At 64.0% G+C, this 22,576-nt stretch carries 17 protein-coding genes and 1 pseudogene; 7 read left to right on the top strand and 11 right to left on the bottom strand.

Features of this window, described 5'->3' with window-relative positions; all coding sequences use genetic code 11:
• Positions 1-490 precede the first annotated feature (490 nt).
• On the bottom strand, positions 491-2,563 hold the full coding sequence (locus tag ABWO90_RS08340; protein ID WP_353190736.1) for an OPT family oligopeptide transporter: 2,073 nt from the start codon (positions 2,561-2,563) through the stop codon (positions 491-493).
• A 332-nt stretch (positions 2,564-2,895) separates the two neighbouring features.
• Here ABWO90_RS08340 and ABWO90_RS08335 point away from each other — a divergent pair, with 332 nt between their 5' ends.
• Positions 2,896-4,416 carry an MFS transporter gene (locus tag ABWO90_RS08335; protein WP_353190735.1) on the top strand — a complete coding sequence of 507 codons (1,521 nt, stop codon included), beginning with the start codon at positions 2,896-2,898 and terminating at the stop codon, positions 4,414-4,416.
• Here the strand turns inward: ABWO90_RS08335 and ABWO90_RS08330 are convergent.
• Positions 4,370-4,849: a type II 3-dehydroquinate dehydratase gene (locus tag ABWO90_RS08330; protein ID WP_353190734.1), complete on the bottom strand. Its 480-nt coding sequence runs from the start codon at positions 4,847-4,849 to the stop codon at positions 4,370-4,372. The genes ABWO90_RS08335 and ABWO90_RS08330 overlap by 47 nt on opposite strands.
• 33 nt (positions 4,850-4,882) lie before the next feature.
• Positions 4,883-6,271 carry an MFS transporter gene (locus ABWO90_RS08325; RefSeq protein WP_353190733.1) on the bottom strand — a complete coding sequence of 463 codons (1,389 nt, stop codon included), beginning with the start codon at positions 6,269-6,271 and terminating at the stop codon, positions 4,883-4,885.
• A 231-nt stretch (positions 6,272-6,502) separates the two neighbouring features.
• Here ABWO90_RS08325 and ABWO90_RS08320 point away from each other — a divergent pair, with 231 nt between their 5' ends.
• Positions 6,503-7,285: an IclR family transcriptional regulator gene (locus ABWO90_RS08320; RefSeq protein WP_353190732.1), complete on the top strand. Its 783-nt coding sequence runs from the start codon at positions 6,503-6,505 to the stop codon at positions 7,283-7,285.
• Positions 7,286-7,331: 46 nt separating this feature from the next.
• Here ABWO90_RS08320 and ABWO90_RS08315 read toward each other — a convergent pair whose 3' ends face one another.
• Positions 7,332-8,609 carry a serine hydrolase gene (locus ABWO90_RS08315; RefSeq protein ID WP_353190750.1) on the bottom strand — a complete coding sequence of 426 codons (1,278 nt, stop codon included), beginning with the start codon at positions 8,607-8,609 and terminating at the stop codon, positions 7,332-7,334.
• Between the two features lie 334 nt (positions 8,610-8,943).
• On the opposite strand from ABWO90_RS08315, the gene ABWO90_RS08310 reads away from it, so the two are divergent.
• From ABWO90_RS08310 to ABWO90_RS08300, 3 genes and pseudogenes are all read left to right on the top strand, one after another.
• Complete coding sequence (locus tag ABWO90_RS08310; RefSeq protein WP_353190731.1) at positions 8,944-9,765, top strand: MetQ/NlpA family ABC transporter substrate-binding protein; 822 nt, start codon at positions 8,944-8,946, stop codon at positions 9,763-9,765.
• A 40-nt stretch (positions 9,766-9,805) separates the two neighbouring features.
• A pseudogene (locus ABWO90_RS08305) lies at positions 9,806-10,603 on the top strand (methionine ABC transporter ATP-binding protein); the annotation flags it as partial.
• 73 nt (positions 10,604-10,676) lie between these two features.
• Positions 10,677-11,321, top strand: coding sequence for a methionine ABC transporter permease (locus ABWO90_RS08300; protein WP_353190730.1), 645 nt, complete (start codon positions 10,677-10,679; stop codon positions 11,319-11,321).
• Positions 11,322-11,432: 111 nt separating this feature from the next.
• Here the strand turns inward: ABWO90_RS08300 and ggt are convergent, their stop codons facing one another.
• Together ggt and ABWO90_RS08290 are read right to left on the bottom strand one after the other, a co-directional pair.
• Complete coding sequence (ggt, locus tag ABWO90_RS08295; RefSeq protein WP_502922573.1) at positions 11,433-13,055, bottom strand: gamma-glutamyltransferase; 1,623 nt, start codon at positions 13,053-13,055, stop codon at positions 11,433-11,435.
• A 545-nt stretch (positions 13,056-13,600) separates the two neighbouring features.
• Positions 13,601-14,260 (bottom strand): M24 family metallopeptidase, encoded by a 660-nt coding sequence (locus ABWO90_RS08290; RefSeq protein ID WP_353190728.1) that lies wholly within the window; start codon positions 14,258-14,260, stop codon positions 13,601-13,603.
• A 201-nt stretch (positions 14,261-14,461) separates the two neighbouring features.
• On the opposite strand from ABWO90_RS08290, the gene pdxR reads away from it, so the two are divergent.
• The gene (gene pdxR, locus ABWO90_RS08285; protein ID WP_353190727.1) at positions 14,462-15,934 is read left to right on the top strand and encodes a MocR-like pyridoxine biosynthesis transcription factor PdxR; all 1,473 of its coding nucleotides are present in this window, start codon (positions 14,462-14,464) and stop codon (positions 15,932-15,934) included.
• Positions 15,935-15,985: 51 nt separating this feature from the next.
• Here the strand turns inward: pdxR and ABWO90_RS08280 are convergent, their stop codons facing one another.
• The 5 genes from ABWO90_RS08280 to cyoA form a co-directional block, all read right to left on the bottom strand.
• Positions 15,986-16,843: an SURF1 family protein gene (locus ABWO90_RS08280; RefSeq protein ID WP_502922567.1), complete on the bottom strand. Its 858-nt coding sequence runs from the start codon at positions 16,841-16,843 to the stop codon at positions 15,986-15,988.
• Between the two features lie 12 nt (positions 16,844-16,855).
• Entirely contained in the window at positions 16,856-17,260 is a 405-nt protein-coding gene (gene cyoD / locus ABWO90_RS08275) for a cytochrome o ubiquinol oxidase subunit IV (RefSeq protein WP_353190726.1), read from the bottom strand.
• Positions 17,257-17,925 (bottom strand): cytochrome o ubiquinol oxidase subunit III, encoded by a 669-nt coding sequence (cyoC, locus tag ABWO90_RS08270; protein WP_353190725.1) that lies wholly within the window; start codon positions 17,923-17,925, stop codon positions 17,257-17,259. The genes cyoD and cyoC overlap by 4 nt, the downstream gene beginning before the upstream one ends.
• The gene (gene cyoB / locus ABWO90_RS08265) at positions 17,918-19,909 is read right to left on the bottom strand and encodes a cytochrome o ubiquinol oxidase subunit I (RefSeq protein WP_353190724.1); all 1,992 of its coding nucleotides are present in this window, start codon (positions 19,907-19,909) and stop codon (positions 17,918-17,920) included. Before cyoB ends, cyoC begins: the two co-directional genes overlap by 8 nt.
• 65 nt (positions 19,910-19,974) lie before the next feature.
• Positions 19,975-21,024, bottom strand: coding sequence for a ubiquinol oxidase subunit II (gene cyoA / locus ABWO90_RS08260; protein WP_353190723.1), 1,050 nt, complete (start codon positions 21,022-21,024; stop codon positions 19,975-19,977).
• A 159-nt stretch (positions 21,025-21,183) separates the two neighbouring features.
• Between cyoA and ABWO90_RS08255 the strand changes: the two genes are divergently transcribed.
• A complete protein-coding gene (locus ABWO90_RS08255) occupies positions 21,184-22,518 on the top strand; it encodes an MFS transporter (RefSeq protein ID WP_353190722.1) in 1,335 nt (444 codons plus the stop codon).
• Positions 22,519-22,576: the final 58 nt, after the last annotated feature.

Here is a 22,576-nt window from a genome sequence, read left to right as displayed (position 1 = left end):
TCAAGGCGAACGCAAACGCCGAGCCGGTCACCCGCCACCCGCCACCCGCCACCCGCCACCCACCAACCGCCAACCGCCAACCACCAACCGCCAACCACCAACCGCCAACCACCAACCGCCAACCACCAACCGCCACCCGTGACTGGGAGACCATGCCTCATCAATGAACGAGAACATCGAGCATTGTCTTCGTTGAACTTCACGTCACCTACGATCCACAACAGATGAAGATCAAGGGCGAACGTAAAGTCGCTCCTGATCACGAGCCAAAAGCGATTGCGAGGCCATGCCCATCGATATCGGACGCACTCGAAACGACGGATATGCGATGTCGGCGCGTGAAGATTGCTGACCGGAGGCGGGACCGTCGAAACGGCAGATGTGTAGCAAGGGGATCAGGCGCGGGGAAGGGAGTCCCCGCTGCGAACCGCGATGTCCGAAACATCCACCAATCCGCAGCGAGTCAAACAACTACCAATACAACCGATGATCAACGTCCCGCAGCAAGCACGCGACGCACGATCGTAAAGCAGATTCCGGCAAAGACAATCAACGCCAGCCACTCCGCCGTCGGCGCAAAGCCACTGCCGACGATCGCCAGCGGCGCGTCCGATCCGGTAAAGCCGACGACCATCGCCATCGCAACGCCGACCAGGCTTTCGCCGACGATCAACCCGGAAGCGAGCAACACGCCTCGTCGTTCCGCAGCTTCGGCGAAAGCCGCACCGTCCTTACCTTGCGCCTTCGCTCGCGCCTTCAGCACGCGATGCGCAATCCAACCGAGCACGGCTCCGATCACCAGCACCGAGCCGACCGTCGGCGGCAGATAAATCCCGATACCCACCGCGATCACCGGCACGCGCGCCACGCCACCGCGCTTCGCCAACGCCGCATCGATCGCAATCAGTACGATGCCGAGCACCGCGCCAATGCCAAGCATCGACCAGTCGAGCTGATGCGTGAAAATACCCTTGGCAATCGCCGTCATCAGAATGGCCTGCGGTGCCGACAATGCCTGCGACGGATCCATGCCGGCGCGCGGCAGCGCATCCATGAAGCCATACGCGTTGTAAAGCAGGTTCAGCACCGGCGGAATCACTGCCGCGCCGACCACGCAGCCGACGAGCAGTGCCACCTGCTGACGCCAGGGCGTCGCACCCACCAGCCACCCGGTCTTCAGATCCTGCAGGTTGTCGTTCGAGATCGTGGCAATGGCAATGACGGCCGACGTCGTGAACAGCGCCAGTGCGATCCCGAGCTGACTGCCTTCACTGGTATCGAGCAGCCCGCTCGCCTGACTGACGCTCAGGATCAGCAGCGACACCAGCACCACCGCAACGATCCCGATGCCGGAAATCGGACTGGCGGACGATCCGACCAACCCCGCCATATAGCCGCACGCCGCCGCCACGAGAAAGCCGAAGACCACCGCGAAAACCACGCTGCAAACCACCAACGTGGCGATTGCGCCGAACGACAGCGGTGCGTCTGCCAGAAAGATGCCGAACGTCACGACCCACACGGCCACGCATACGAGCGTGAGACCGATGACCCAGTACGGCGACAGGTCCTGTTCGGTACGTCCAACTGCGGCGCCGCTGCCGGCGTTAGCCCCGCGGCCGCGAGACTGCCCCAATGCGGCGAACGACGTCTTCACACCGTCGACCATCGGCTTGGCGAGTGTGATCAGCGTCCAGATCGCGGCGACACCGATCGTGCCCGCGCCAATGAAGCGCACCTTGTGTTGCCACAGGCCATTGGCAAATGCGGCAATCGCCTGGCCGTCCGGATTCGGCGTGATGGATGTCAGCACCGGGACGGCAATGCCCCAACTGAACACAATGCCAAGCAGAATCGCCAGTCCCGACACAATGCCGATGAGATAGCCGGCACCGATCAATGCGAGCGAGAACCCCGTCGTCAGGCGGAAGACTGCCGTGCCCGCAGGAACCCACGCGGTGATGCTCTCGCCGAGCACCTTGAGGCCGGTCGTCGCGAAGGCAAACAACGCGGACACCACGCCGCCGAATGCGATTTCACGCACGCCACTCGAAGCTTCCTTGCCGTCCCGTTCCTGCTGGGCGGACGACACCCCGTCCCCCTCGCTGCCCACACGCAGGATCTCCGCCGCGGCAACGCCTTCGGGGTAAGGCAGATCGCTATCGACGACCATCGCGCGACGTAGCGGAATGGTAAACAGCACGCCGAGAATCCCGCCCGATGCACAGATCGCGAGTGTCAGACCGAACGGGAAGCCCTGCCAATGCCCGATCATCAGCAAACCGGGCAGTACGAAGATGATCGATGAAAGCGTGCCGGCCGCAGACGCCTGCGTCTGCACCATGTTGTTTTCGAGGATGTTGCCGCCCCGAAGCGCGCGAAGCACCGCCATCGAGATGACGGCCGCAGGAATCGACGAGGAAAACGTCAACCCGACTTTCAGGCCCAGATAAACGTTGGAGGCGGTGAACACCACGGTGATCAGCGCGCCGAGGATCATGCCGCGCACCGTCAGCTCCGGGAGCGAGACGGCGTCAGGAATTCGGGTCGGATGAGATGCCATGTACGAAATAGATAGGGATTTTTCGCCCGATGAGAATGTGGCGCAAATTGTATGCGGCCCCGTCATGCATCGCCAGTGTCGGTGCGCTTCGTAGAACACCCGTTCGAATCGCACTTTTCCGCGCAAGAACGCCTCGCACCTTCCTACTAATAGCGTTTTGAAGCCGCTGCTGCCAGTTCAATTCAATTTCATCTATTTAATAGATGCAATCCAACTTTTATTAATCGATTTATTGATGGATGATACGGGTTTTCCCCTAAATTAAAAGGAAAGTGCGCAGACGGAAAAAGGGGGCGGAATCACAACCGCTGCGCCATAAAAGGAGTTTCCCGATGTCCAGTCTGCATACTTCATCGAACCCGGTCACCCAGGCCCGCGGCGCACGCCGCTGGCTGGTGCTGGCCATCGTGTCGGTGGCGCTGCTGCTCATCGTGATCGACATGACGGTGCTGTACACGGCACTGCCTCGTCTGACCCACGATCTGGCAGCAACGGCTTCCGCCAAGCTGTGGATCGTCAACGCCTATGCGCTTGTCGTGTCGGGCCTGCTGCTCGGCATGGGCACGCTCGGCGACCGTCTCGGCCACAAACGCCTGTTCCTCGCGGGGCTTGCGGTCTTCGGCGTGGCGTCGCTTGCCGCTGCCTTCGCCCCCGACGCGGAGATCTTGATCGCTGCGCGTGCCTTCCTCGGCGTCGGTGCCGCCATGATGATGCCCGCGACACTGTCGCTCATCCGTCTGACCTTTACCGATGCCCACGAGCAAGCGCTCGCCATCGGCATCTGGGCGTCGGTCGCCTCGGGCGGTGCCGCATTCGGTCCGATCGTGGGTGGCGCACTGCTCGAGCACTTCTGGTGGGGGTCGGTCTTCCTGATCAATGTGCCGATCGTGCTGGTCGCCATTCCGTTGGCATGGTGGCTGATCCCGAAGGGGGGCGCGACGACGACCCAGCCGTGGGACTGGTACGGTTCGCTGCTCTTCATGGTGGGGCTGATCGGTGTGACGTACGCGATCAAGAGCGCGGGCAAGATGACGCCCGATTGGGCGACCGTGGGTATCGCGCTGGTCGTGGGCGCCGCGTTCCTGTGGGCATTCGTGCGACGCCAGCAACGCAGTGCGCACCCGCTGCTCGACTTCACGTTGTTCCGCAATCCGGCTTTCGCGGGTGCCGTGGCCGCCGCACTGATGGCCGCCGCCGCACTCATCGGCATGCAACTGGTGTTCAGCCAGCGCCTGCAACTGGTGCTGGGTTATACACCGCTGGAGGCGGGCTGGGCCAACATGCCGTTGTCGCTGGCGGCGTTCGTGGCCGGCCCCATCGCCGGACGGTTGTTGCCGCGCATGGGCAGCACGCGTCTGTTGCCGATTGCGCTGACGATGTCGGCCGCCGGCATGGCGGGCTACCTGTTCTTCCGCGACATGGGCCTCACGCTGTCGATCCTCTCATTGGCAACGCTCGGCCTCGGCGTGGGCGCCACCATGACGGCGGCATCGAGCACCATCATGCAGAGTGCTCCGCCCGAGCGCGCGGGGATGGCCGCGTCGGTCGAGGAGGTCTCCTACGAACTTGGCGGGGCGTTGGGCGTGACATTCATGGGCAGTTTGCTGACGTTCGTCTACGGTCGCGCGATGCATGTCCCGCAAACGGCCGCGCTTCCCGAAGTCGTGCGCGACAGCCTGGACGAGGCGCAACTCGTCGCGGAGCATCTGCCCGCACCGCTGGCCGACTCGCTCACGTCGCTGGCGAATACGGCCTTCAATCAGGGCTTCAACGCCGTGATCGGTGCGGGCGCCTTGCTGCTGTTCGCTACGGCAGTGTGGGGATGCTGGCACGCGCGGGCGCGTGAGCGCTAGCGAGCATGCCGGCCAAGGCGTGCAATGCCAGGGAATAGCCTTGCACGCCGAGCCCGCAAATCACGCCGGTCGCGACGCTCGAGATCAACGAGTGCCGGTAAATCTCCTCGCGTTTGTGGATGTTGGTGATGTGCACCTCGATCAGCGGGCGTCGCAGCAACTTCGCCGCATCGAGCACCGGAATCGACCGGAAAGAGAAGCCGGCCGGATTGAGCACGACACCGGCATCGGCTTCGAAGGCTTCCTGCAGCCAATCCACCATCGTCGCCTCACTGTTCGTCTGCCTGAACTCGCAACGCAGTTCCAGGCGGGCGGCGAGTGCGCGTGTGGCGGCCTCGATCTCGGCGAGCGTCGTGTGCCCGTAGAGATGCGGCTCGCGCTTGCCGAGCATGTTGAGGTTCGGGCCGTTGAGAATGTAGACAAGGTCGGACATGGTGTGCAATTCGATTCCAGGGAAAGACAACAATCAATGACGGTGGGGCATGCTGCCGTGCGCATCGAGCGGCGCGGCACTTGAGGCATCCCCCGTGAGCGCCTGCGCGGAATCGGTGCGGTGCATGTCGATGCCACGCGTCTCCGGCCCGATCAGGATGGCGGCGAGCGAAATCACATTGAGCGTCGCGCACAAGGCCACGACCGCCCAGGGGGAACCGTTGCTGATGGAGAGCAGCCAGACCGCCACCATCGGCATCGGGCCACCGGTCAGCAGGTTGGCGCCGGTATAGGCGAGCGCGGAGCCGGAGTAGCGGACGTTGGTCGGAAACGCTTCGGCGAACGCGACCGGCTGAATGCCGCTTTGGTACTGCGTGAAACCGAGGAACAGGCCCATGATGAGCAGCATCGGCACGAAGCTGCGCGTATCGAGCACGGAGAAATAGACGAGCGAGATCGCGAGCGTGGCGCACGAGCCGATGGCCAGCGCTTTCTTGCGGCCGATGCGATCGCTGAGGGCGCCGCCGATCAGCGCGCCGAAGATGGCGAAAACGTTGGCCCCCATGAGCAGCATGAACCCGGTTTGCTTCGGCACGCCAAGCGTCTTGGTGATGTAGCTCAACGAGAACACCACGATGAGATAGAAGATCGCGGCAGGCCCACAGAAGAAGAGCGTCCAGCGGATCAGCGGCTTGTAATGAAGGCGCACGGCATTGCGCAACGGATTGCTGACCTTGACGACCTGCGTGGCGGATTTCATCGCGGCAAATGCCGGCGTCTCATGCACCTTGAGCCGGATGTAGACGCCCACGATCACGAGCAGAAAGCTCAACACGAACGGCACACGCCAGCCCCACGACTCGAACGCCTCGGCCGAGAGCGATGCCGACAAACCGAACAGCGCGGCATTCGCCAGGATCTGGCTCACCGGCGAGCAAATGCCCAGCAGACCCGAAAACATGCCGCGTCGCTCGGGACTGGCGTGCTCGATGGCCATCAACTGCCCGCCGGTCGACTCGCCGCCGAGCGCGAAGCCCTGCACGATGCGCAGCACCACGAGCAGGATAGGTGCCCAGATGCCGATCTGCGCGTAGGTTGGCAGCAATCCCATGAGTACCGACGCCACACCCATCACCGAAACGGTCGCGAGCATCAGGTTGCGGCGGCCGAACTTGTCGCCCAGCGAGCCACAGATGATGGCGCCCAGCGGTCGGGCGGCCAGGCCCACGCCGAACGTGGCGAGCGACGCGAGCAATGCCGAGGTCGGCTCCATCGCCGGGAAGAAAAGTTTGGGCAGCAACGTCGCCGCCAGCGCACCGTAAAGCGTGAAGTCGAACCATTCGAGTGCGGTGCCGATCGTGGCGGCGGTGACCGCCCGTGTCTGCATCGACGTGTCCGACGCCGAGGTCGTTACGTGAGTCATGCCTGTCTCCTAGCCGTTATCTGTCGTTATGCCCCATCGTGGCAGCCGCACGGCGGCCTGAACATCGGCATCTGCCGCAGTCGGTTCCGCCGTCGCCGCATGTCGCTGGCGATCACATCGGGGGCCGCCCAGGACACCTCCGGGGCTGGCAAGCGTGATCTTAGTGAGAGTGGTGGAACACTATTCCAGACTGGAATTGAGTGTCACAATGCGGAAAACGGAGACGCAACGATGAACGGTGTGATGGAGCGAACGCTCGCAATTCTCGAACTGCTGGCGCAGCAAGTGGGGGGCACCCCGCTTGCGTTCATTGCGGACGAGCTCGATATTCCCCGCAGCGCTTGCCACCGACTGCTGACCGATCTGAAGTCGTTCGGGTACGTGCGGCAGTTGCGCGAGCATGGCGACTACGTGCTCACGACCAAACTGGTCGGACTGGGGCTGAGTTTCCTGAGCACGTCCGGCATCGTCGACATGGCGCAAACGATTCTGGATCGTCTGGCGGAGACCTCCGGCGAGCTGGTGCGCATGGCCATTGTCGATGGCGATCGCATTACGTGGGTCGCGAAGGCGCAGGGGGCGATCAAGGGATTGAAGTACGACCCGGACATGGGCATGGACACGGTGTTGTCGTGCTCCGCGACCGGGCATGCGTGGATGATGACGATGACCGACGAGCGGGCATTGGCGCTCGTGAGTCGTCAGGGCTTCGGCAAGCCGAGCGACTACGGCCCGAACGCACCCACGACCGTGCAGGGGCTGCTGGCGTTTCTGAGTGCGGCGCGTGAGCGCGGCTACGCCACGATCAATGAGGTCTTCTCACCGGGCATGACGGCGATGGCAGCGCCGATTCTGCGTCGGGGGTATCCGGCGCTCGGTGTGATCAGTATCGCCGGGCCGTTGATGCGTCTCGACGAAGCGCGGATGGCACAGCTTGGGCCCGCGTTGCTCGCTGCGGCCTCCGAGCTGGCGGCGGCAAGCCAGTCGTCGCCGCTGTTCGACCGTATTCGCTAGGCGCGCCGGGGCTGGCGAGGTTGTGGGGGAGCGCAACGCGCTCGCGTCAGCGCAATGAACACGACAGCCAGTGCGCAATACGAACGCCATCCAGGCGCGAGCCTTCCGGGGTGTCGCTGCCGAGCATCGTCACGATCACGGGGCGTTGCTTGTGCACCATCACGCGCATGACCATGTTGTGCCCCGATTCGTTGATGAAGCCGGTCTTCTGCACGCTCGCGTGGACTTTGCCGTAGCGCACGAGCCGGTTGGTGTTCACGTATTGCAGCTGTCCCTTGCCCGTTTGCACGCGCTGCTGATGATCGATGGAATAGCGGCGGATCAGCGGATAGCCGTTGGACGCACGTACCAGCCGCGCCAGTTCGCGCGCCGTCGACACATTGCGCGGCGAGAGTCCCGTCGAGTTTTCGAAGCGCGTGTTGGGCATGTTCAATGCACGCGCTTTCGCGTTCATGGCGGCGATAAACGCCGGACGCCCGCCCGGATAGTCGCGGCTGAGCGCAGCCGCCGCACGGTTCTCCGACGCCATCAACGAGATATGAAGCATCTCGGCGCGCGAGAGCGTCGAGCCGACCAGCAGACGCGAACGGGTGAACTTGAGCGTGTCGAGGTCGGCGTTCGTGACGGTCAATGGCACACGCATGGCCGGGCCGCTATCGAGCCAGACCACCGCCGTCATCAATTTGGTGAGCGACGCAATGGGCCGCACCTGATCGGCATTCAGCGCGAAGAGCGGCGTGCGTGTCTTCTCGTCGACGACGTAGACCGAGCGCGAGAACAGACGCTTTCGCGACGCCGCCGTGAACCCGCAACGCGCGAGCAGACGGGGTTTTGCGTCGGTGCTGAGTTGCGCCGCCTGTGCCTTCTTTGCGCCCTTTTTCGGTGAAGCCGCTGCCGCCGCTGCCGCTTTCGGCGCAGTCTTGCGATGCGCGACCTTCGGCGCACGCTTTACCGCCGCCTTCGCCTGACGCGGCGACTTGTGCACGGCCTTCCCCTTGACTGTCTTGCGCGCCGGCGCCGCCTTCGCGTGCTGGCTCGCCGCACGCTTGCGCGAAGTGCTGGCCGCAGCAGCCTGCTTCCGGTGCGCAGCCTTTGCCGGGGCCTTGGCTGTGGCTTTTTTCTTCTTGGTGGCGTCGTGACGACGTTTTCCCGTGCTCGTGGGGTGCGCGTTCGCAGCCAGCGCGTCGCTCACCGGCAGTCCGGCGATCAACAGGATCACGCCAAAAAGCATCAGACGCGCGAGCGCGATGACACGCGGCGACACGCGATAGAGACGGGGCAGGGCGGGATCGAAGGCGGGGTACTGGTGCCACAGGACAGACATCTTCACGCGATTCCGTAGTGAGCGGTTGATGGGCGGGGACGGTGCGTGCATGCAGGACCACACGATGTCGCGCGGGCCGGACGGCCGCCTCGCAACGCCTTGACGCAGTACACGGGGGAAACCTGTTGGACGGCGCGCTCGCGGTGAGTTCCTGAATTTCCCGTCGGCGTATTACAAAAAGTTACAAGTCCAGACGTTGCGGGGTGCGAAAGCTCTGCGCGGCCGCGGGTATTTGCTTTGCGCAATTGGTTATTGGACGTTGCGCAGGCCGGCTTCCTAGACTGTGCGTTCGCCTGTTACGGCATCACCCAAACCATTACAAGGGGAGTTCCTCATGCAACGCCGCCAATTGTTTCGACTGCTCGGCAGTCTCTCGCTCGCCCTGGCTGTCGGCGCGTTCGGTACGGTCGGCGCGCAGGCGGCCGACAAGCCGCTCAAGGTCGGCGTGCGCGGCGGCGTCGACGAGGAAATCTGGGAAGTGGTCACGAAGGTCGCGAAGTCGCGCGGCCTGAACGTGGAACCTGTCGTGATAACGGGCACGGCGAGCCCCAATGAGGCACTCAACAACGGCGATCTCGACGCCAACTCGTTCCAGCACATCCCGTTCCTGCGCGATCAGGTCAAGCAGCGCGGCTACAAGATCGTGGCCGTGGCCGACACGCTGATCTCGCCCATCGCCTTCTATTCGAAGAAGTACAAATCGCTCGAAGCGCTGCCGAACGGTGCGAAGATCGGGTTGCCGAACGATCCGAGCAATCAGACGCGGGCACTCGTGATTCTGCGCGATCACGGTCTCATCAAATTGCGCGACGGCTTCGATCCGTACACCGGCACCGCCACGCTCGCCGACGTGACCGCCAACCCGCGCAAGCTCGAGTTCATCGAAAGCGCATCGGTCGTGCTCGCGCGCTCGCTGCCCGACGTCGACGCCTCGGCCATCGTCAACAGCTTCGCCTATCAGGTCGGCCTCATCGCCACGCGTGACGGCATTGCGGTGGAAAAGCGCGAAAACAATCCCTACGTGAACATCATCGCCGTGCGCGAGAAGGACAAGAACGCGTCGTGGGTTGCGCCGCTCGTCAAGGCCTATCACTCCGAGGAAGTGCGCAAGTTCATCGAGACGAAGTACCAGGGCTCGGTCGTCCCGGCGTTCTGATCCACGCGCCAAACCGACATCGAACTGCGAGGACACCACCATGACGACCCGCCATGCCACGACTGCCCCGGTCACGCGTCTGCCCACGGCGGCCGCGCGTGAAGTGGCCCATATCACTTTCGACGGTCTCGGCAAGGTCTACGCCGGCGCGTCGAGCGCCGCACTGCAGGACATCTCGTTCGCGGTGCAACGCGGCGAGTCCTTCGGCATCATCGGCCGCAGTGGCGCGGGCAAGTCGACGCTGCTGCGCACGATCAACGCGCTGGAGCGGCCCAGTCATGGCCACGTCAAGGTCGATGGCGTCGATGTCGGCTCGCTCGACGAAGACGCGCTGGTCGGGCTGCGCCGCCGCATCGGCATGATCTTTCAGCACTTCAACCTGCTCTCGGCGAAGACCGTTTTCGAAAATGTGGCGCTGCCGCTGCGCGTGGCGGGCGTGCCGAAAGCGCAGATCGCACCGCGCGTGAACGCGTTGCTTGCGCTCGTGGGCCTCTCGGGCAAGGCCGACGCCTATCCCGCCATGCTCTCCGGCGGGCAGAAACAACGGGTCGGCATTGCGCGCGCGCTCGTGCACCGGCCCGAGATCTTGCTGTGCGACGAAGCCACGTCGGCGCTCGACCCGGAGACGACCGAGGCAATTCTCACGCTGCTCGGCGACGTGCAGCGCGAGTTCGGCCTGACGGTCGTGCTCATCACGCATGACATGGGCGTGATCCATCAGGCCTGCGACCGCGTGCTGGTGCTCGATCAGGGCCATATCGCCGAGCTTGGGCCAGTCGACGAAGTCTTCGCCAATCCGCTGTCGGAGGCCACGCGCGCGCTGCTTCGTCCGCTGCAACGCGCGTGGCAAGGCAAGCCCACGCAAACGGCCACTCGCGCGCAGGCGCAAGCCTACTGAATCCGGAATCCCTATGCTCGACAAATACCTTCGCGCGTTCGGCGAAACGTTGTTGATGGTGGCCAGCGCGTGCGCCATCGTCTTTGCGCTTGGCATGCTGCTGGCCGTGGTTCTGGTCGTGACCGCTCCGGGCGGCCTGGCGCCGCGCCCGCGCCTGAACCGGGTGCTCTCGGTCACCGTGAATCTGTTTCGCGCGGTGCCGTTCATTATCTTGCTGGTGGCGTTGCTCCCGGTCACCCGCTGGATTGTCGGCACGACGATGGGGACATGGGCGGCCGTGGTGCCGCTCGCCGTCCACCTGGTGCCGTTCTTCGCCCGCGTGACGCAGGTCGGTCTGCGCGAGATCGATCCGGGCCTGATAGAGGCGGCGCGCGCAATGGGATGCCGGCGCTGGCATATCGTGCGTCACGTGCTGTTGCCGGAGGCGCTGCCGGCGATTCTCGGCGGCGCGACGGTGACGGTGATCGCCATGGTCGGTGCGTCGGCGATGGCCGGTGCCGTCGGCGCGGGCGGGCTGGGGGATCTCGCGGTGCGCTACGGCTATGAGCGCTACGAGACCAGCGTGATGTTCAATGTGATCGCCATCCTGGTGGCGCTCGTTACGCTCGTGCAGTTCACCGGGGAACGGCTGGCACGCGCCGTCGATCATCGGCGTTGATGCCGTCGCCGCCAATGCCGGCGTGCTACAAAAGCACGGGGGCCGCGAAAGCGGCCCCCGTTGTCGATGTGTCGCGAGAGATCCGGACACTGCCCGGATCTGCCTGCGGCATCAGTACCCGAGTGCGAGACCCGTATTGCGACGCGGATCGTTCGCGCCGTAGTAGCGGTTCTTGCCGATCGGCTTGCCGCCGAGCGACGGCGCACCGACCAGAATTGCGGCCACGTGGTTCGCCGGTTGCGGGCCGGCAAACTTCTGACCCCAGCTCTCGAGGATCTTCTGCGTGTCCGGGCTCAGCGCGAACGCCTCGATGTTGGTCGCTTCAGGCATCCATTGCTGGTGGTAGCGCGGCGCATCGACAGCTTCCTGCAGCGTCATGCCGTAGTCGATGACGTTGAGCATCGTGAGCAGCGTGGCCGTGATGATGCGGCTGCCGCCCGGGGTGCCCACGACCATGACCGGCTTGCCGTCCTTGGTGACGATGGTCGGGCTCATCGACGACAGCGGACGGCGGCCCGGCCCGATGGCGTTCGCTTCACCCTGGATCAGACCGTACAGGTTCGGCACGCCCACCTTGGCGGTGAAGTCGTCCATTTCATCGTTGAGCAGCACGCCGGTGCCATTGGCCATGACCTTCGCGCCGAACCAGTCGTTGAGCGTGTAGGTGACCGACACGGCATTGCCGTCCTTGTCGATGATCGAGTAGTGCGTGGTATTGCTGCCCTCATGCGGCGGCACACCCGGCTTGATCTCTTGCGAGATACCGGCCTTCTGCGGGTTGATGGCGGCACGAATCTTGGCCGCGTAGTTCTTGTCGAGCAGGTGCGCGATCGGGTTGTTGATGAAGTCCGGATCACCCAGATAGCTGTTGCGGTCGACGTACGCGTGACGCATCGCCTCGATGGTGTAATGCACCCCCTGCGCCGAGTGATAACCCAGCTCCTTCATCGGGTAGCCTTCGAGAATGTTCATGATCTCGCAGATCACCACGCCGCCCGAGCTCGGGGGCGGTGCCGACACCACGTGATAGCCGCGATAGTCGCACTCGACCGGGGCCAGTTCGCGCGTCTTGTACTGATCGAGATCGGCCTGCGTGATGATGCCGCCGCCTGCCTTCATCGACGCGACGAGCTTGTCGGCCACTTCACCCTTGTAGAAGCCGTCCGTGCCCTTGGCGCTGATCAGCTTGAGCGTGCGCGCGAGATCCTTCTGCACGAGGCGCTCGCCCGGCTGGAACGGCTGGCCCTTGTTCAGGAAGATGGCGCCCGAGTTCGCGCGATCCTTCTCGAAGTCCTTGGTCGACGTCCACAGCATGTCGGCGTCACCCTGTTCGAGCACGAAGCCCTTCTCGGCCAGCGTGATGGCCGGCGCGATCAGTTGCTGACGCGTCTTCGTGCCGTACTTCTCACGCGCGTATTCCATGCCCGACACGGTGCCCGGCACGCCCACGGCCAGATAGCCGGTGGTCGAGGCGCCCTTGATGACGTTGCCGTCCTTGTCGAGATACATGTTGGCGGTCGCGGCCAGCGGTGCCTTCTCGCGGAAGTCGAGGAAGGTCTTGCGGCCGTCGGCCAGCTGGATCGTCATGAAGCCGCCGCCGCCGATGTTGCCCGCCGCCGGATACACCACGGCGAGCGCGTAGCCTACGGCAACGGCTGCATCGATGGCGTTACCGCCGGCCTTGAGGACATCGACGCCGACCTTCGACGCGATGTGCTGGGCCGTCACGACCATGCCGTTCTCGGCACCGACCGGCGCCTGCGAGGCGGCGTGAACGTTGAACAGCGCACAACTCAGGGCTGTCGCGAAAAGCGCTTTGGTGAACGTTGGATTTTTCATCGTCTTTCTGTGGTTCTTGTCTGAGCGAGATGGGCGAGATAAAGGAAGACTTCAACTGCGCCGACGATGGAGACACATGACAGGCAGCTCGCCTTCGTACCGTTGCCTGAGGCCGGCAAGGTTCCGGGGCGACGTCTCCGCTGCAAGACTGTCACGGGACTATGTTCCATCGACTATCGAACGGTACCGCATAACCGGTAATTGGGGAAAGATGCGTCAAAAGTCCTGACGACGGGCCACAACGCACTTTCGCGTGGCACTGGACAATTCGCACAACTGCCCGCACACGTTCACCGGCGTGCGCGAGAGGGGATATGGGGTCAGATGAGGCGGGGGGATTTCCCCGTCGAAATGACGGGGGAGGCGACGCGCAACGGCGCCCAAAGATCGGAAATGACCTCGGGATTGTTGCGCCGTCGCCACGCGGTCTGCGTCAGCGATCAGACCAGCAGATCTTCGTAGAAGGCGCCGAACGGACGCGTCGGGTGCGCGATCTGAATCTCGAGAATCCACAGGCCGCCGTTGGGCGTGTCGGCCAGATCACCGAGCTTGCCGCCCTTGTAGATGGCGTGCGGGAAGTCGCTCACGCGGTGCCCCTTGATGTCGAGGTTGAGCACCCAGCCCATGTCCTCTGCCTGCGCCTTGGCAAATTCGTACAGTGCCTGTCCGCTCACGCCTTGCGCGCGCCAGTGGGCATGCACGATGTCGAACAGACGCTTGGCGTCGTCGGCGCAGCGTTGCATTTCGGGATCGGTGCCGGTGGTGCGCGTAAAGCCACAATCACCTTCGTGCGCGCCGAAGACCACGCCGATATCGATGAAGTAGATGTCGTCGTCGCCGAGCACCGGATCGTTGTTGCTGCGTTCGCTGAACGTGCGCAGCGTGTTCTCGCCGAAGCGGATCAGCACGGGATGCCAGATGCGGTCCATGCCGAGCGTGCCGAGCAGCGTCTTGCTCGCGGCAATCGCTTCGGACTCACGCATGCCGGGCTTGATGAGGGCCGCGATCTTCTCCGTCGCTTCCCATGTGAGGGCCTGGGCGCGCTGCATGGCGGCGGCGCTGTACTTGGCCCCGACCGCTTCTCGTTGTGCCAACTCCATCGAATCTCTCCACTGATCTCTTGATTTGGGGGGAACGCCTGCCGCGTTGCAGTCTGCGGAACCTGCGTCATGTCGATAAGGATAAGGGCTAACTTGTATAATTCGAAGCGCCATTTGTCGCATGTCCGATTGGGCCACTTTGTTGGCCGTTTCGGGAGCAGGTGCGTGGCAATTCCATGACGCTTCCCGACGACCGCCACCATGCGCCGACGCCATTTCAGCCCCTCGCTCGAATTGCCGCTCTCCAGCCGTCATGAGAAGGAGACCCGCCAGGCGTGGGTTTACCGCTGTGTGCGCGAGCGGATTCTGGCCGGGGAGTTGCGACGAGGCGATCGTCTGCCGTCCACACGCACGCTGGCCGAGCGATGGGGCGTGTCGCGCGGGATCGTGGCGCTTGCGTTCGAGCAGCTGACGCTCGAGGGCTATGTGGCAAGCCGTGTGGGTGCGGGGACCGAAGTGGTGGCCGACCTTGTGACAGGCGTCGCATCGAACGAGGCGACCCGCGATGTCCGAGACGCCGAGGATACGACTTCACAGGCGGCGCCTTTGCCTGAGACTGCGGCGTCGCTTGCGCTCAAGACCGGCCGCTCGGTCGACACGGCACTGTTCTCGCTCGGCGCGTGGCGGCGGCATATGAACCGCGCACTGCGGGCCGTTACGCCGGAATTGCTGGCAGACACCGACCCGCGTGGCTATTTGCCGCTGCGCGAGAGCATTGCGCGCTACGTGCGCATGACGCGCGGCATTGCGTGTGAAGCCGACGAAATCGTTGTGACCACGGGCATTCGCCACGCCATCGATCTCGTGACCGACGTGCTCGCCAACGACGAGACGATGTTCTACCTCGAAGACCCTGGCTACAAGAACCTGGCGTCGTTGTTGTCGCCGTTGCGTGCCTCGCCGCAGCGCTGCCTGAGCGTGCCGGTCGACGACGAGGGCTTCGACGTCGACGCCGCCGAGCGGGTGGGGGCAGGACGTCCCGGCATCGCCTACGTCACGCCGGCCCATCAGGCACCGCTGGGCAGCACAATGTCGATCAATCGCCGCATGCAACTGCTGTCATGGGCGGCAGCGCGTGACGTGTGGATCGTGGAAGACGACTACGACAGCGAGTTCAGCTACGGCAGCGCGCCGTTGCCGGCGCTCAAGGCCGTCGACGCGCAGGGGCGGGTGATCCATTGCAGCAGTTTCAACAAGTCGCTGTTTCCGTCGCTGCGCATCGGCTATCTGCTGGCACCTCCCGCGTTACTCGCGCGCATTGCGGGTCTGCGCTCGGCGTCGGGGCGCGCCAACAGCCTTGTCGAGCAGATGGCGCTCGCCAGTTATATCGACGCGGGGGATTTCGCGCGTCATCTGCGCGCTTCCCGCAGCGTGTATTTGCGGCGGCGTAACCTGCTGCTCGACGCGCTGCGCGCACGATTGCCCGTGCCCTGCCGAATCACGGGCGAGCATGCCGGATTTCATTGCGTGCTGTGGCTGCCGCCACATGCCGACGAGGCGGCGCTGGTCGCCACGCTGCGAGATCAGGGCGTGTTCGTGGAGGGATTGGGGGAGTTCACGCGGTCGCAGGCCACGGGGCCGGGACTGGTGCTGGGCTACGCCGCGCTCGACGACGCGCGGCTGCCGGAGATTGCGACGCGAATCGCGACTGCCATTGCGGCAGCCGCGGTGTGAATCCGCGTCGCGGGTGAGGGCGGCGCCGCCATCGATGCAGCACCCGATGCGTCAGTCGGCGCGCTTGCGCAGCTCCATGCGAATGACGAACCAGCCTGCCACGGCCGACATGATCGCGAGCGCGTACCACGTCAGCAGATAGCTCATGTGATTGTTCGGGAACTGCACGACGGTCAGTCCGCCCACCGGGTAATCGCGCGCCGGGGCGGCGCTGGTCATGGCTTCGGCGTCGCCGCGCACGGCGTTTTGTGCCCCATTTGCAGCGTTCGCCCCAGGCGCGGCGTCAGCGTCGATGAAGAACGGCGCCACGTCGCTTGCGCTCAACCCCCGTGCGGCCGCAATGGCCTGCACGTCGCGCGAATACCAGAGGTTCTCCGACGGTGCGTTCTTGCGCAGGAAGCCGCCGCCGGTCTCGGTCATGCGCAGCAGGCCGCTCACGGTAACTTCGCCGGCCGGCGTCGCCGGTACCGCTTCCTTCCAGCCCGGCGGCACGAAACCGCGGTTGATCAGCACGTCGGTGCCATCCGGCGTGCGCAACGGGGTGAGTACCCAATACCCGCCGCCCAGATCGGTCACGGCCTGCACGAGGGTGTCCTTGTCGAACGCAAAGGTCCCGGTCAGCGAGACGTGACGGTACTCATCGTCGGTCGCGTTGACCGTTGGCCACTGCGCTCGCCCGGGGGCGGGCGTGGCCGGGGCATGGACCCGCGAGTTCACACGCTCGATCAGCTCGAGCTTCCACGCGCGGCGATGCAGCTGCCACGTGCCGAGCGAGGCGAAGACGGACACCAGCACGAGCGTGATGACACCGAGGATGACCAGCCGGAGGGGGGAGGGGCGGGAGGGCGCACCGGAAGTGCGCGGGGGACGCTGTGCGCCCCCCGAATCATGAAGTCGATTGCTGCTCAAGGGAAATGCCGTTCAGGGTAGGTTCTTCGTATCCTGCATCATACCCGGCATCATGTTCTGGTTCAGGTGATACATCACCCAGAGCGAGCCCGAGAGCGTGATCACGACGAGCACGATCGTGAAAATCAGCGACAACAGGTTCCAGCCGCCCTCGGATTTCCCGTTCATGTGCAGGAAGTAGATCATGTGCACGATGATCTGGATGCCGGCGAGGAACAGGATCAGGATCGCCGTCGTGCTCGATCGCTCGAACACGTTGCCCATCACGAACCAGAACGGAATCGCGGTGAGGATGACCGAGAGGATGAAGCCCGTCGCGTAGCCGCGCAGTGTGCTGTGCGGGCCTTCGTCGTGATCGTGGTCATGGTCGTGGCCATGACCGTCGGCGTCGTGGAGGGTCGAGTCGTGGGTGCTCACGGCAGCACTCCCATCAGATAGACGAACGTGAAGACGCCGATCCAGACGACGTCAAGAAAGTGCCAGAACATCGACAGGCACATCAGTCGGCGGCGATTCGCCGGCATGAGGCCGTGCTTACCGACCTGCACCATCAGCGTGATGAGCCAGACGATGCCGAACGTCACGTGCAGCCCGTGGGTGCCCACGAGCGTGAAGAACGACGACAGGAAGGCGCTGCGCTGCGGCCCGGCACCTTCGCGAATGAGGTTCGCGAATTCGTACAGTTCCAGCGAGAGGAACGCCGCGCCGAGCATCCCGGTAATGGCGAGCCAGCCGAGCGTGGCGCCCTGATGGCGCTTCTGCATCTCCAGCATTGCAAAGCCGTAGGTGATCGACGAGAGCAGCAGGAAGGTCGTGTTGATCGCCACGAGCGGCAGTTCGAACAGCTCAGCGCCGGTCGGCCCGCCTGCGTAATTGCGTCCGAGCACGCCGTACGCGGCGAACAGGCAGGCGAACACGAGACAGTCGCTCATCAGGTACACCCAGAAGCCGAGCAGCGTGCCATTGGGCGGATGATAGTCGCTCGTCATCATGAACTTCAGCTCGCCGTCGCGCGGCGGCGCCGGCGTGTGGGCGCCGAGCGGGGCGCCGCCTGCCGGGAAGGGTGCGGTCGTATCAGACATGCTGGGTGAGCAGTCGCGTGCGCGCTGCCTCCGTGTGTTCGACCTGATCGGCCGGGATGTAGTAATCGCGGTGATAGTTGAACGTGTGACCGATGGCCACCGCCAGCATCGCGACGAACGCCACGATCACCACCAGCCACATGTGCCAGATGAGTCCGAAGCCGAGGACCGTCGCCAGCCCGGCGAGGAAGATGCCTGCGGACGTGTTCTTCGGCATGTGAATCGGAATGAAGCCGTCCTGCGGGCGCTGGAAGCCGTACTGCTTCATCTGCCACCAGGCGTCGTTGTCGTGTACGAGCGGGGTGAAGGCGAAGTTGTAGACCGGCGGCGGCGACGAGGTCGACCACTCGAGCGTACGGCCATGCCACGGATCGCCGGTGTCGTCGCGCAGTTGCTCGCGGCGCATGAAGCTCACGATCAACTGGATGATGAAGCACCCGATACCGATCGCGATGAGCACCGCGCCCACGGCGGCGAGCTGGAACCAGATCTGCAGCGACATGTCGTCGAAGTGGCTCAGGCGGCGCGTCACGCCCATCAGGCCCAGCAGGTACAGCGGCATGAAGGCCACGTAGAAGCCGATGAACCAGAACCAGAACGAACACTTGCCCCAGAACGGTTCGAGCCGGTAGCCGAACGCTTTCGGGAACCAGTAGGTAATGGCCGCCATCACGCCGAAGATCACACCGCCGATGATCACGTTGTGGAAGTGGGCGATCAGGAACAGGCCGTTATGCAGCGAGAAGTCGGCGGGCGGCACCGCGAGCAGCACGCCGGTCATGCCGCCGATCACGAACGTCACCATGAAGCCGACGGTCCAGAGCATCGGCACTTCGAACCGGATCCGGCCGCGATACATCGTGAACAGCCAGTTGAACATCTTCGCGCCGGTCGGTATCGAGATGATCATCGTCGTGATACCGAAGAACGAATTCACGCTGGCGCCCGAGCCCATCGTGAAGAAGTGGTGCAGCCAGACGAGGTACGACAGCACCGTGATCACGACCGTCGCATAGACCATCGACGCGTAACCGAACAGGCGCTTGCCGGAGAACGTGGACACCACTTCGGAGAACACGCCGAACACCGGCAGCACGAGAATGTAGACCTCGGGGTGGCCCCAGATCCAGATCAGGTTCACGTACATCATGGCGTTGCCGCCGAGATCGTTCGTGAAGAAGTTGAAGCCGGCGTAGCGATCGAGCGCGAGCAGCGCCAGCACGGCGGTGAGTACCGGGAAGGCGGCCACGATCAGCACGTTGGTGCACAGCGACGTCCACGTGAAGACCGGCATGCGCATCATCGTCATGCCGGGCGCGCGCATCTTCACGATCGTCACGAGCAGGTTGATCCCCGAGAGCAATGTCCCGACCCCCGCGATCTGCAACGCCCATATGTAGTAATCGACGCCGACGTCGGGGCTTTGCAGCACCCCCGATAACGGCGGATACGCGAGCCAGCCGGTGCGCGCGAATTCGCCGACGAAGAGCGACATCATCACGAGCACGGCGCCGCTCGCCGTCATCCAGAAGCTGAAGTTGTTGAGGAACGGGAACGCCACGTCGCGCGCACCGATCTGCAGCGGCACCACGAAGTTCATGAGGCCGGTCACGAGCGGCATCGCCACGAAGAAGATCATGATCACGCCGTGCGCGGTGAAGATCTGATCGTAGTGGTGGGGTGGCAGATACCCCATGTTGTCGCCGAACGAGACCGCCTGCTGCATGCGCATCATCGCGGCGTCGGCGAAGCCGCGCAGCAGCATGACGATACCCAGGATCACGTACATCACGCCGATCCGCTTGTGATCGATGCTCGTGAACCACTCGCGCCACAGGTAGCCCCACAGCTTGAAGTAGGTAAGGGCCCCCACCACCACCACGCCGCCGATCGCCACACCCGCGAACGTGGCGAGCAGAATCGGTTCGTGGTACGGGATTGCCTCGATCGTGAGGCGGCCGAAGATCAGCTTGACGATGTCCATAAGCTCGAACCTGGGATCATTCGCGCACGAGGCGCATCATTGTCGAGGGTTGGGCGTGGCGCGCATCACTGCGTCAGTCCGACACCCGGCGCACGTCCGTTAATCGGGGTCTGCGCCGCGAACTGCACCGTGTTCTCGGCGGTGCACATGGCGTCGGCGAGCAGTGCGTCGGCCTTGCCGTTCCGGATCGTGGTGCTCGCGTGCCGATGGTTGGGCTGATCCATCATGTCCTTCAGACAGGCCTGCCCGGGCAGCACGCATCGGTTCAGGATCGCGCTGTAAAGGTTGGGGGCCACATCGCCGAAGTAGTGCACCGGCACCCATTCGCTCGGCTGCGCCAGCGCCTGATACTTGTCGACCGTGAGGTTGTCGCCCTTGGTCTTGACCTGCTGCACCCAGGCGTCGAAGGCTTCCGGCGAGAGACCGTGGAACTTGAAGCGCATGCCGGAGAAGCCTGCACCGCTGTAGTTCGCCGAGAAGCCGTCATAGATGCCGGGCCGGTTGATGACTGCATGCAGCTTCGTCTCCATGCCAGGCATCGCGTAGACCTGACCGGCCAGTGCGGGCACGAAGAACGAGTTCATCATGGTCGTCGACGTGATCTCGAAGCGAATCGGCCGGTCCACTGGCGCTGCCAGCTCGTTGACGGTCGCGATGCCCTGATCGGGATAGAAGAACAGCCACTTCCAGTCCATCGCCACGACCTGCACCGTGAGCGGACGTGTGTCCGGCGGAATCTCGCGTCTGGCGTCGATACGCTCGAGCGGGCGGTAGGGGTCGAGCTTGTGCGTGCTTACCCACGTCAGGGCGCCGAGCGCGATGATGATGAGCAGCGGCGCCGACCAGATCAGCAGTTCGAGCAATGTCGAGTGGTCCCACTCGGGGGTGTACACGGCGTCCTTGTTCGACGCCCGGTATCGCCACGCGAACAGCAATGTCAGCACGATCACCGGCACGATGATCAGCAACATCAATACGGTTGAGATGATGATGAGATCCCGCTGCCTTACCGCGAGATCGCCGGATGGCGACATCAATACGGTATTGCAACCGGATAACAGCGCGGCGGCGGCGGGGAGCAAAAGTACCCCGCGGAGGAACTTGGGGGAAGTCATGCTGCGATCATGGAACCGTAGCCTTAGACCGTACCCATCATGGACTCGCCTCCCTGATGCATCAATTTAGGGTAAACCCTATGGCGGCGACGCGCGATACCTGCGATGCTTTTCTGGCACGAGTGTGTCATCGTCACCCGATCCGAAGGGGGTCCGATAATGTCAAGCAGTGCTCATCAATCGCCCACGCCACCGGGTGCTCCCGCTGCAGCGGGGCCGCACGATCATGGGAGCAAGTCTCGCATCGCGCCGGAGGAAATCGCTGTCGGGGTGGTGGTCGGACGGGCCTCCGAGTACTTCGACTTCTTCGTGTTCGGCATTGCCGCGGTCCTTGTCTTTCCTCACGTTTTCTTCCCGTTCGCCGACGACCTGCACGGTCTGTTGTACGCGTTCACGATTTTCTCGTTTGCCTTTATCTCGCGGCCATTCGGTACGGCGCTGTTCATGAGCGTGCAGCGCCGCTGGGGGCGCAGCGTGAAGCTCACGGCCGCGTTGTTCGTGCTCGGCACCGCCACAGCCGGCATGGCATTCCTGCCCGGTTACGCAGTCCTCGGCGAGCGCTCGATCTGGCTGCTGGCGTGCTTCCGGCTGGTGCAGGGCATCGGCTTCGGCGGCTCGTGGGACGGCCTGCCGTCGCTGCTGGCGATGAACGCGCCTCCGCAGCGACGCGGCTGGTATTCGATGATGGGGCAACTGGGGGCGCCGATCGGCTTCATCATCGCCGGCGGTCTGTTCCTGTTCCTTCACTGGAGTCTCGAGCCGGACGACTTCCTGACGTGGGGCTGGCGCTACCCGTTCTATGTCGCCTTCGCCGTGAACGTCGTGGCGTTGTTTGCGCGACTGCGGCTCGTGGTGACGCACGAATACACCGAGATGCTGGAAGAGGGGCAGCTTGAGCCGATCAGCACGCGCGAGATGGTGCGTTCGCAGGGCTACAACATCTTTCTCGGCGCCTTTGCCGCGCTGGCGAGCTACGCGTTGTTCCACCTGGTCACGGTCTTCCCGTTGTCGTGGATTTCGTTGCAGAACACGCAGGATCTCGACAGCGTGCTGATCGTGCAGTTGTTCGGCGCGGCGATTGCCATCGTCTGCACGGTGATCTCCGGGCGCATCGCCGACCGCATCGGCCGGCGCACCACGCTGGGCCTGTTTGCCATCTTCATCGGGATCTTCGCGCTGTTCGCACCTTTCCTGATGGGCGGCGGCTCGACCCGGCAGGACATCTTCATTCTGGTCGGCTTTGCGCTGCTCGGGCTGTCGTACGGACAGGCGGCAGGCACCGTGACATCGAACTTCGAGCAACGCTTTCGCTACACCGGGGCGGCGCTGACGACCGACTTCGCGTGGCTTCTGGGTGCGGCGTTCGCACCGCTTGTCGCGCTGGGTCTGTCGTCCGAGTTCGGGCTGATCGCGGTGAGCGCCTACCTGCTCTCCGGCACTATCTGCACGCTGCTGGCGCTGCGCATCAACAAGGCGCTCGAAACGCGGGATTGAGCGAAAGTCAGCGACTGCCCTGTGGTATCCGGCCAACGGCGCGACGAAGTTCGCGCCG

Origin of the sequence: Pandoraea pnomenusa, assembly GCF_040391475.1 — a bacterium.
Classification (GTDB): domain Bacteria; phylum Pseudomonadota; class Gammaproteobacteria; order Burkholderiales; family Burkholderiaceae; genus Pandoraea; species Pandoraea pnomenusa_C.
The sequence above is the reverse complement of the archived record's forward strand: the minus strand, read 5'-3'. Positions and strand labels throughout refer to the sequence as shown.

Excerpts from the sequence above, each read along its gene's own strand:
- ABWO90_RS08340 (WP_353190736.1), bottom strand. The coding sequence starts at position 2,563 with ATGGCATCTCATCCGACCCGAATTCCTGACGCCGTCTCGCTCCCGGAG.
- ABWO90_RS08335 (WP_353190735.1), top strand. The coding sequence starts at position 2,896 with ATGTCCAGTCTGCATACTTCATCGAACCCGGTCACCCAGGCCCGCGGC.
- ABWO90_RS08330 (WP_353190734.1), bottom strand. The coding sequence starts at position 4,849 with ATGTCCGACCTTGTCTACATTCTCAACGGCCCGAACCTCAACATGCTC.
- ABWO90_RS08325 (WP_353190733.1), bottom strand. The coding sequence starts at position 6,271 with ATGACTCACGTAACGACCTCGGCGTCGGACACGTCGATGCAGACACGG.
- ABWO90_RS08320 (WP_353190732.1), top strand. The coding sequence starts at position 6,503 with ATGAACGGTGTGATGGAGCGAACGCTCGCAATTCTCGAACTGCTGGCG.
- ABWO90_RS08315 (WP_353190750.1), bottom strand. The coding sequence starts at position 8,609 with ATGTCTGTCCTGTGGCACCAGTACCCCGCCTTCGATCCCGCCCTGCCC.
- ABWO90_RS08310 (WP_353190731.1), top strand. The coding sequence starts at position 8,944 with ATGCAACGCCGCCAATTGTTTCGACTGCTCGGCAGTCTCTCGCTCGCC.
- ABWO90_RS08300 (WP_353190730.1), top strand. The coding sequence starts at position 10,677 with ATGCTCGACAAATACCTTCGCGCGTTCGGCGAAACGTTGTTGATGGTG.
- ggt (WP_502922573.1), bottom strand. The coding sequence starts at position 13,055 with ATGGTCGTGACGGCCCAGCACATCGCGTCGAAGGTCGGCGTCGATGTC.
- ABWO90_RS08290 (WP_353190728.1), bottom strand. The coding sequence starts at position 14,260 with ATGGAGTTGGCACAACGAGAAGCGGTCGGGGCCAAGTACAGCGCCGCC.
- pdxR (WP_353190727.1), top strand. The coding sequence starts at position 14,462 with ATGCGCCGACGCCATTTCAGCCCCTCGCTCGAATTGCCGCTCTCCAGC.
- cyoC (WP_353190725.1), bottom strand. The coding sequence starts at position 17,925 with ATGTCTGATACGACCGCACCCTTCCCGGCAGGCGGCGCCCCGCTCGGC.
- cyoB (WP_353190724.1), bottom strand. The coding sequence starts at position 19,909 with ATGGACATCGTCAAGCTGATCTTCGGCCGCCTCACGATCGAGGCAATC.
- cyoA (WP_353190723.1), bottom strand. The coding sequence starts at position 21,024 with ATGACTTCCCCCAAGTTCCTCCGCGGGGTACTTTTGCTCCCCGCCGCC.
- ABWO90_RS08255 (WP_353190722.1), top strand. The coding sequence starts at position 21,184 with ATGTCAAGCAGTGCTCATCAATCGCCCACGCCACCGGGTGCTCCCGCT.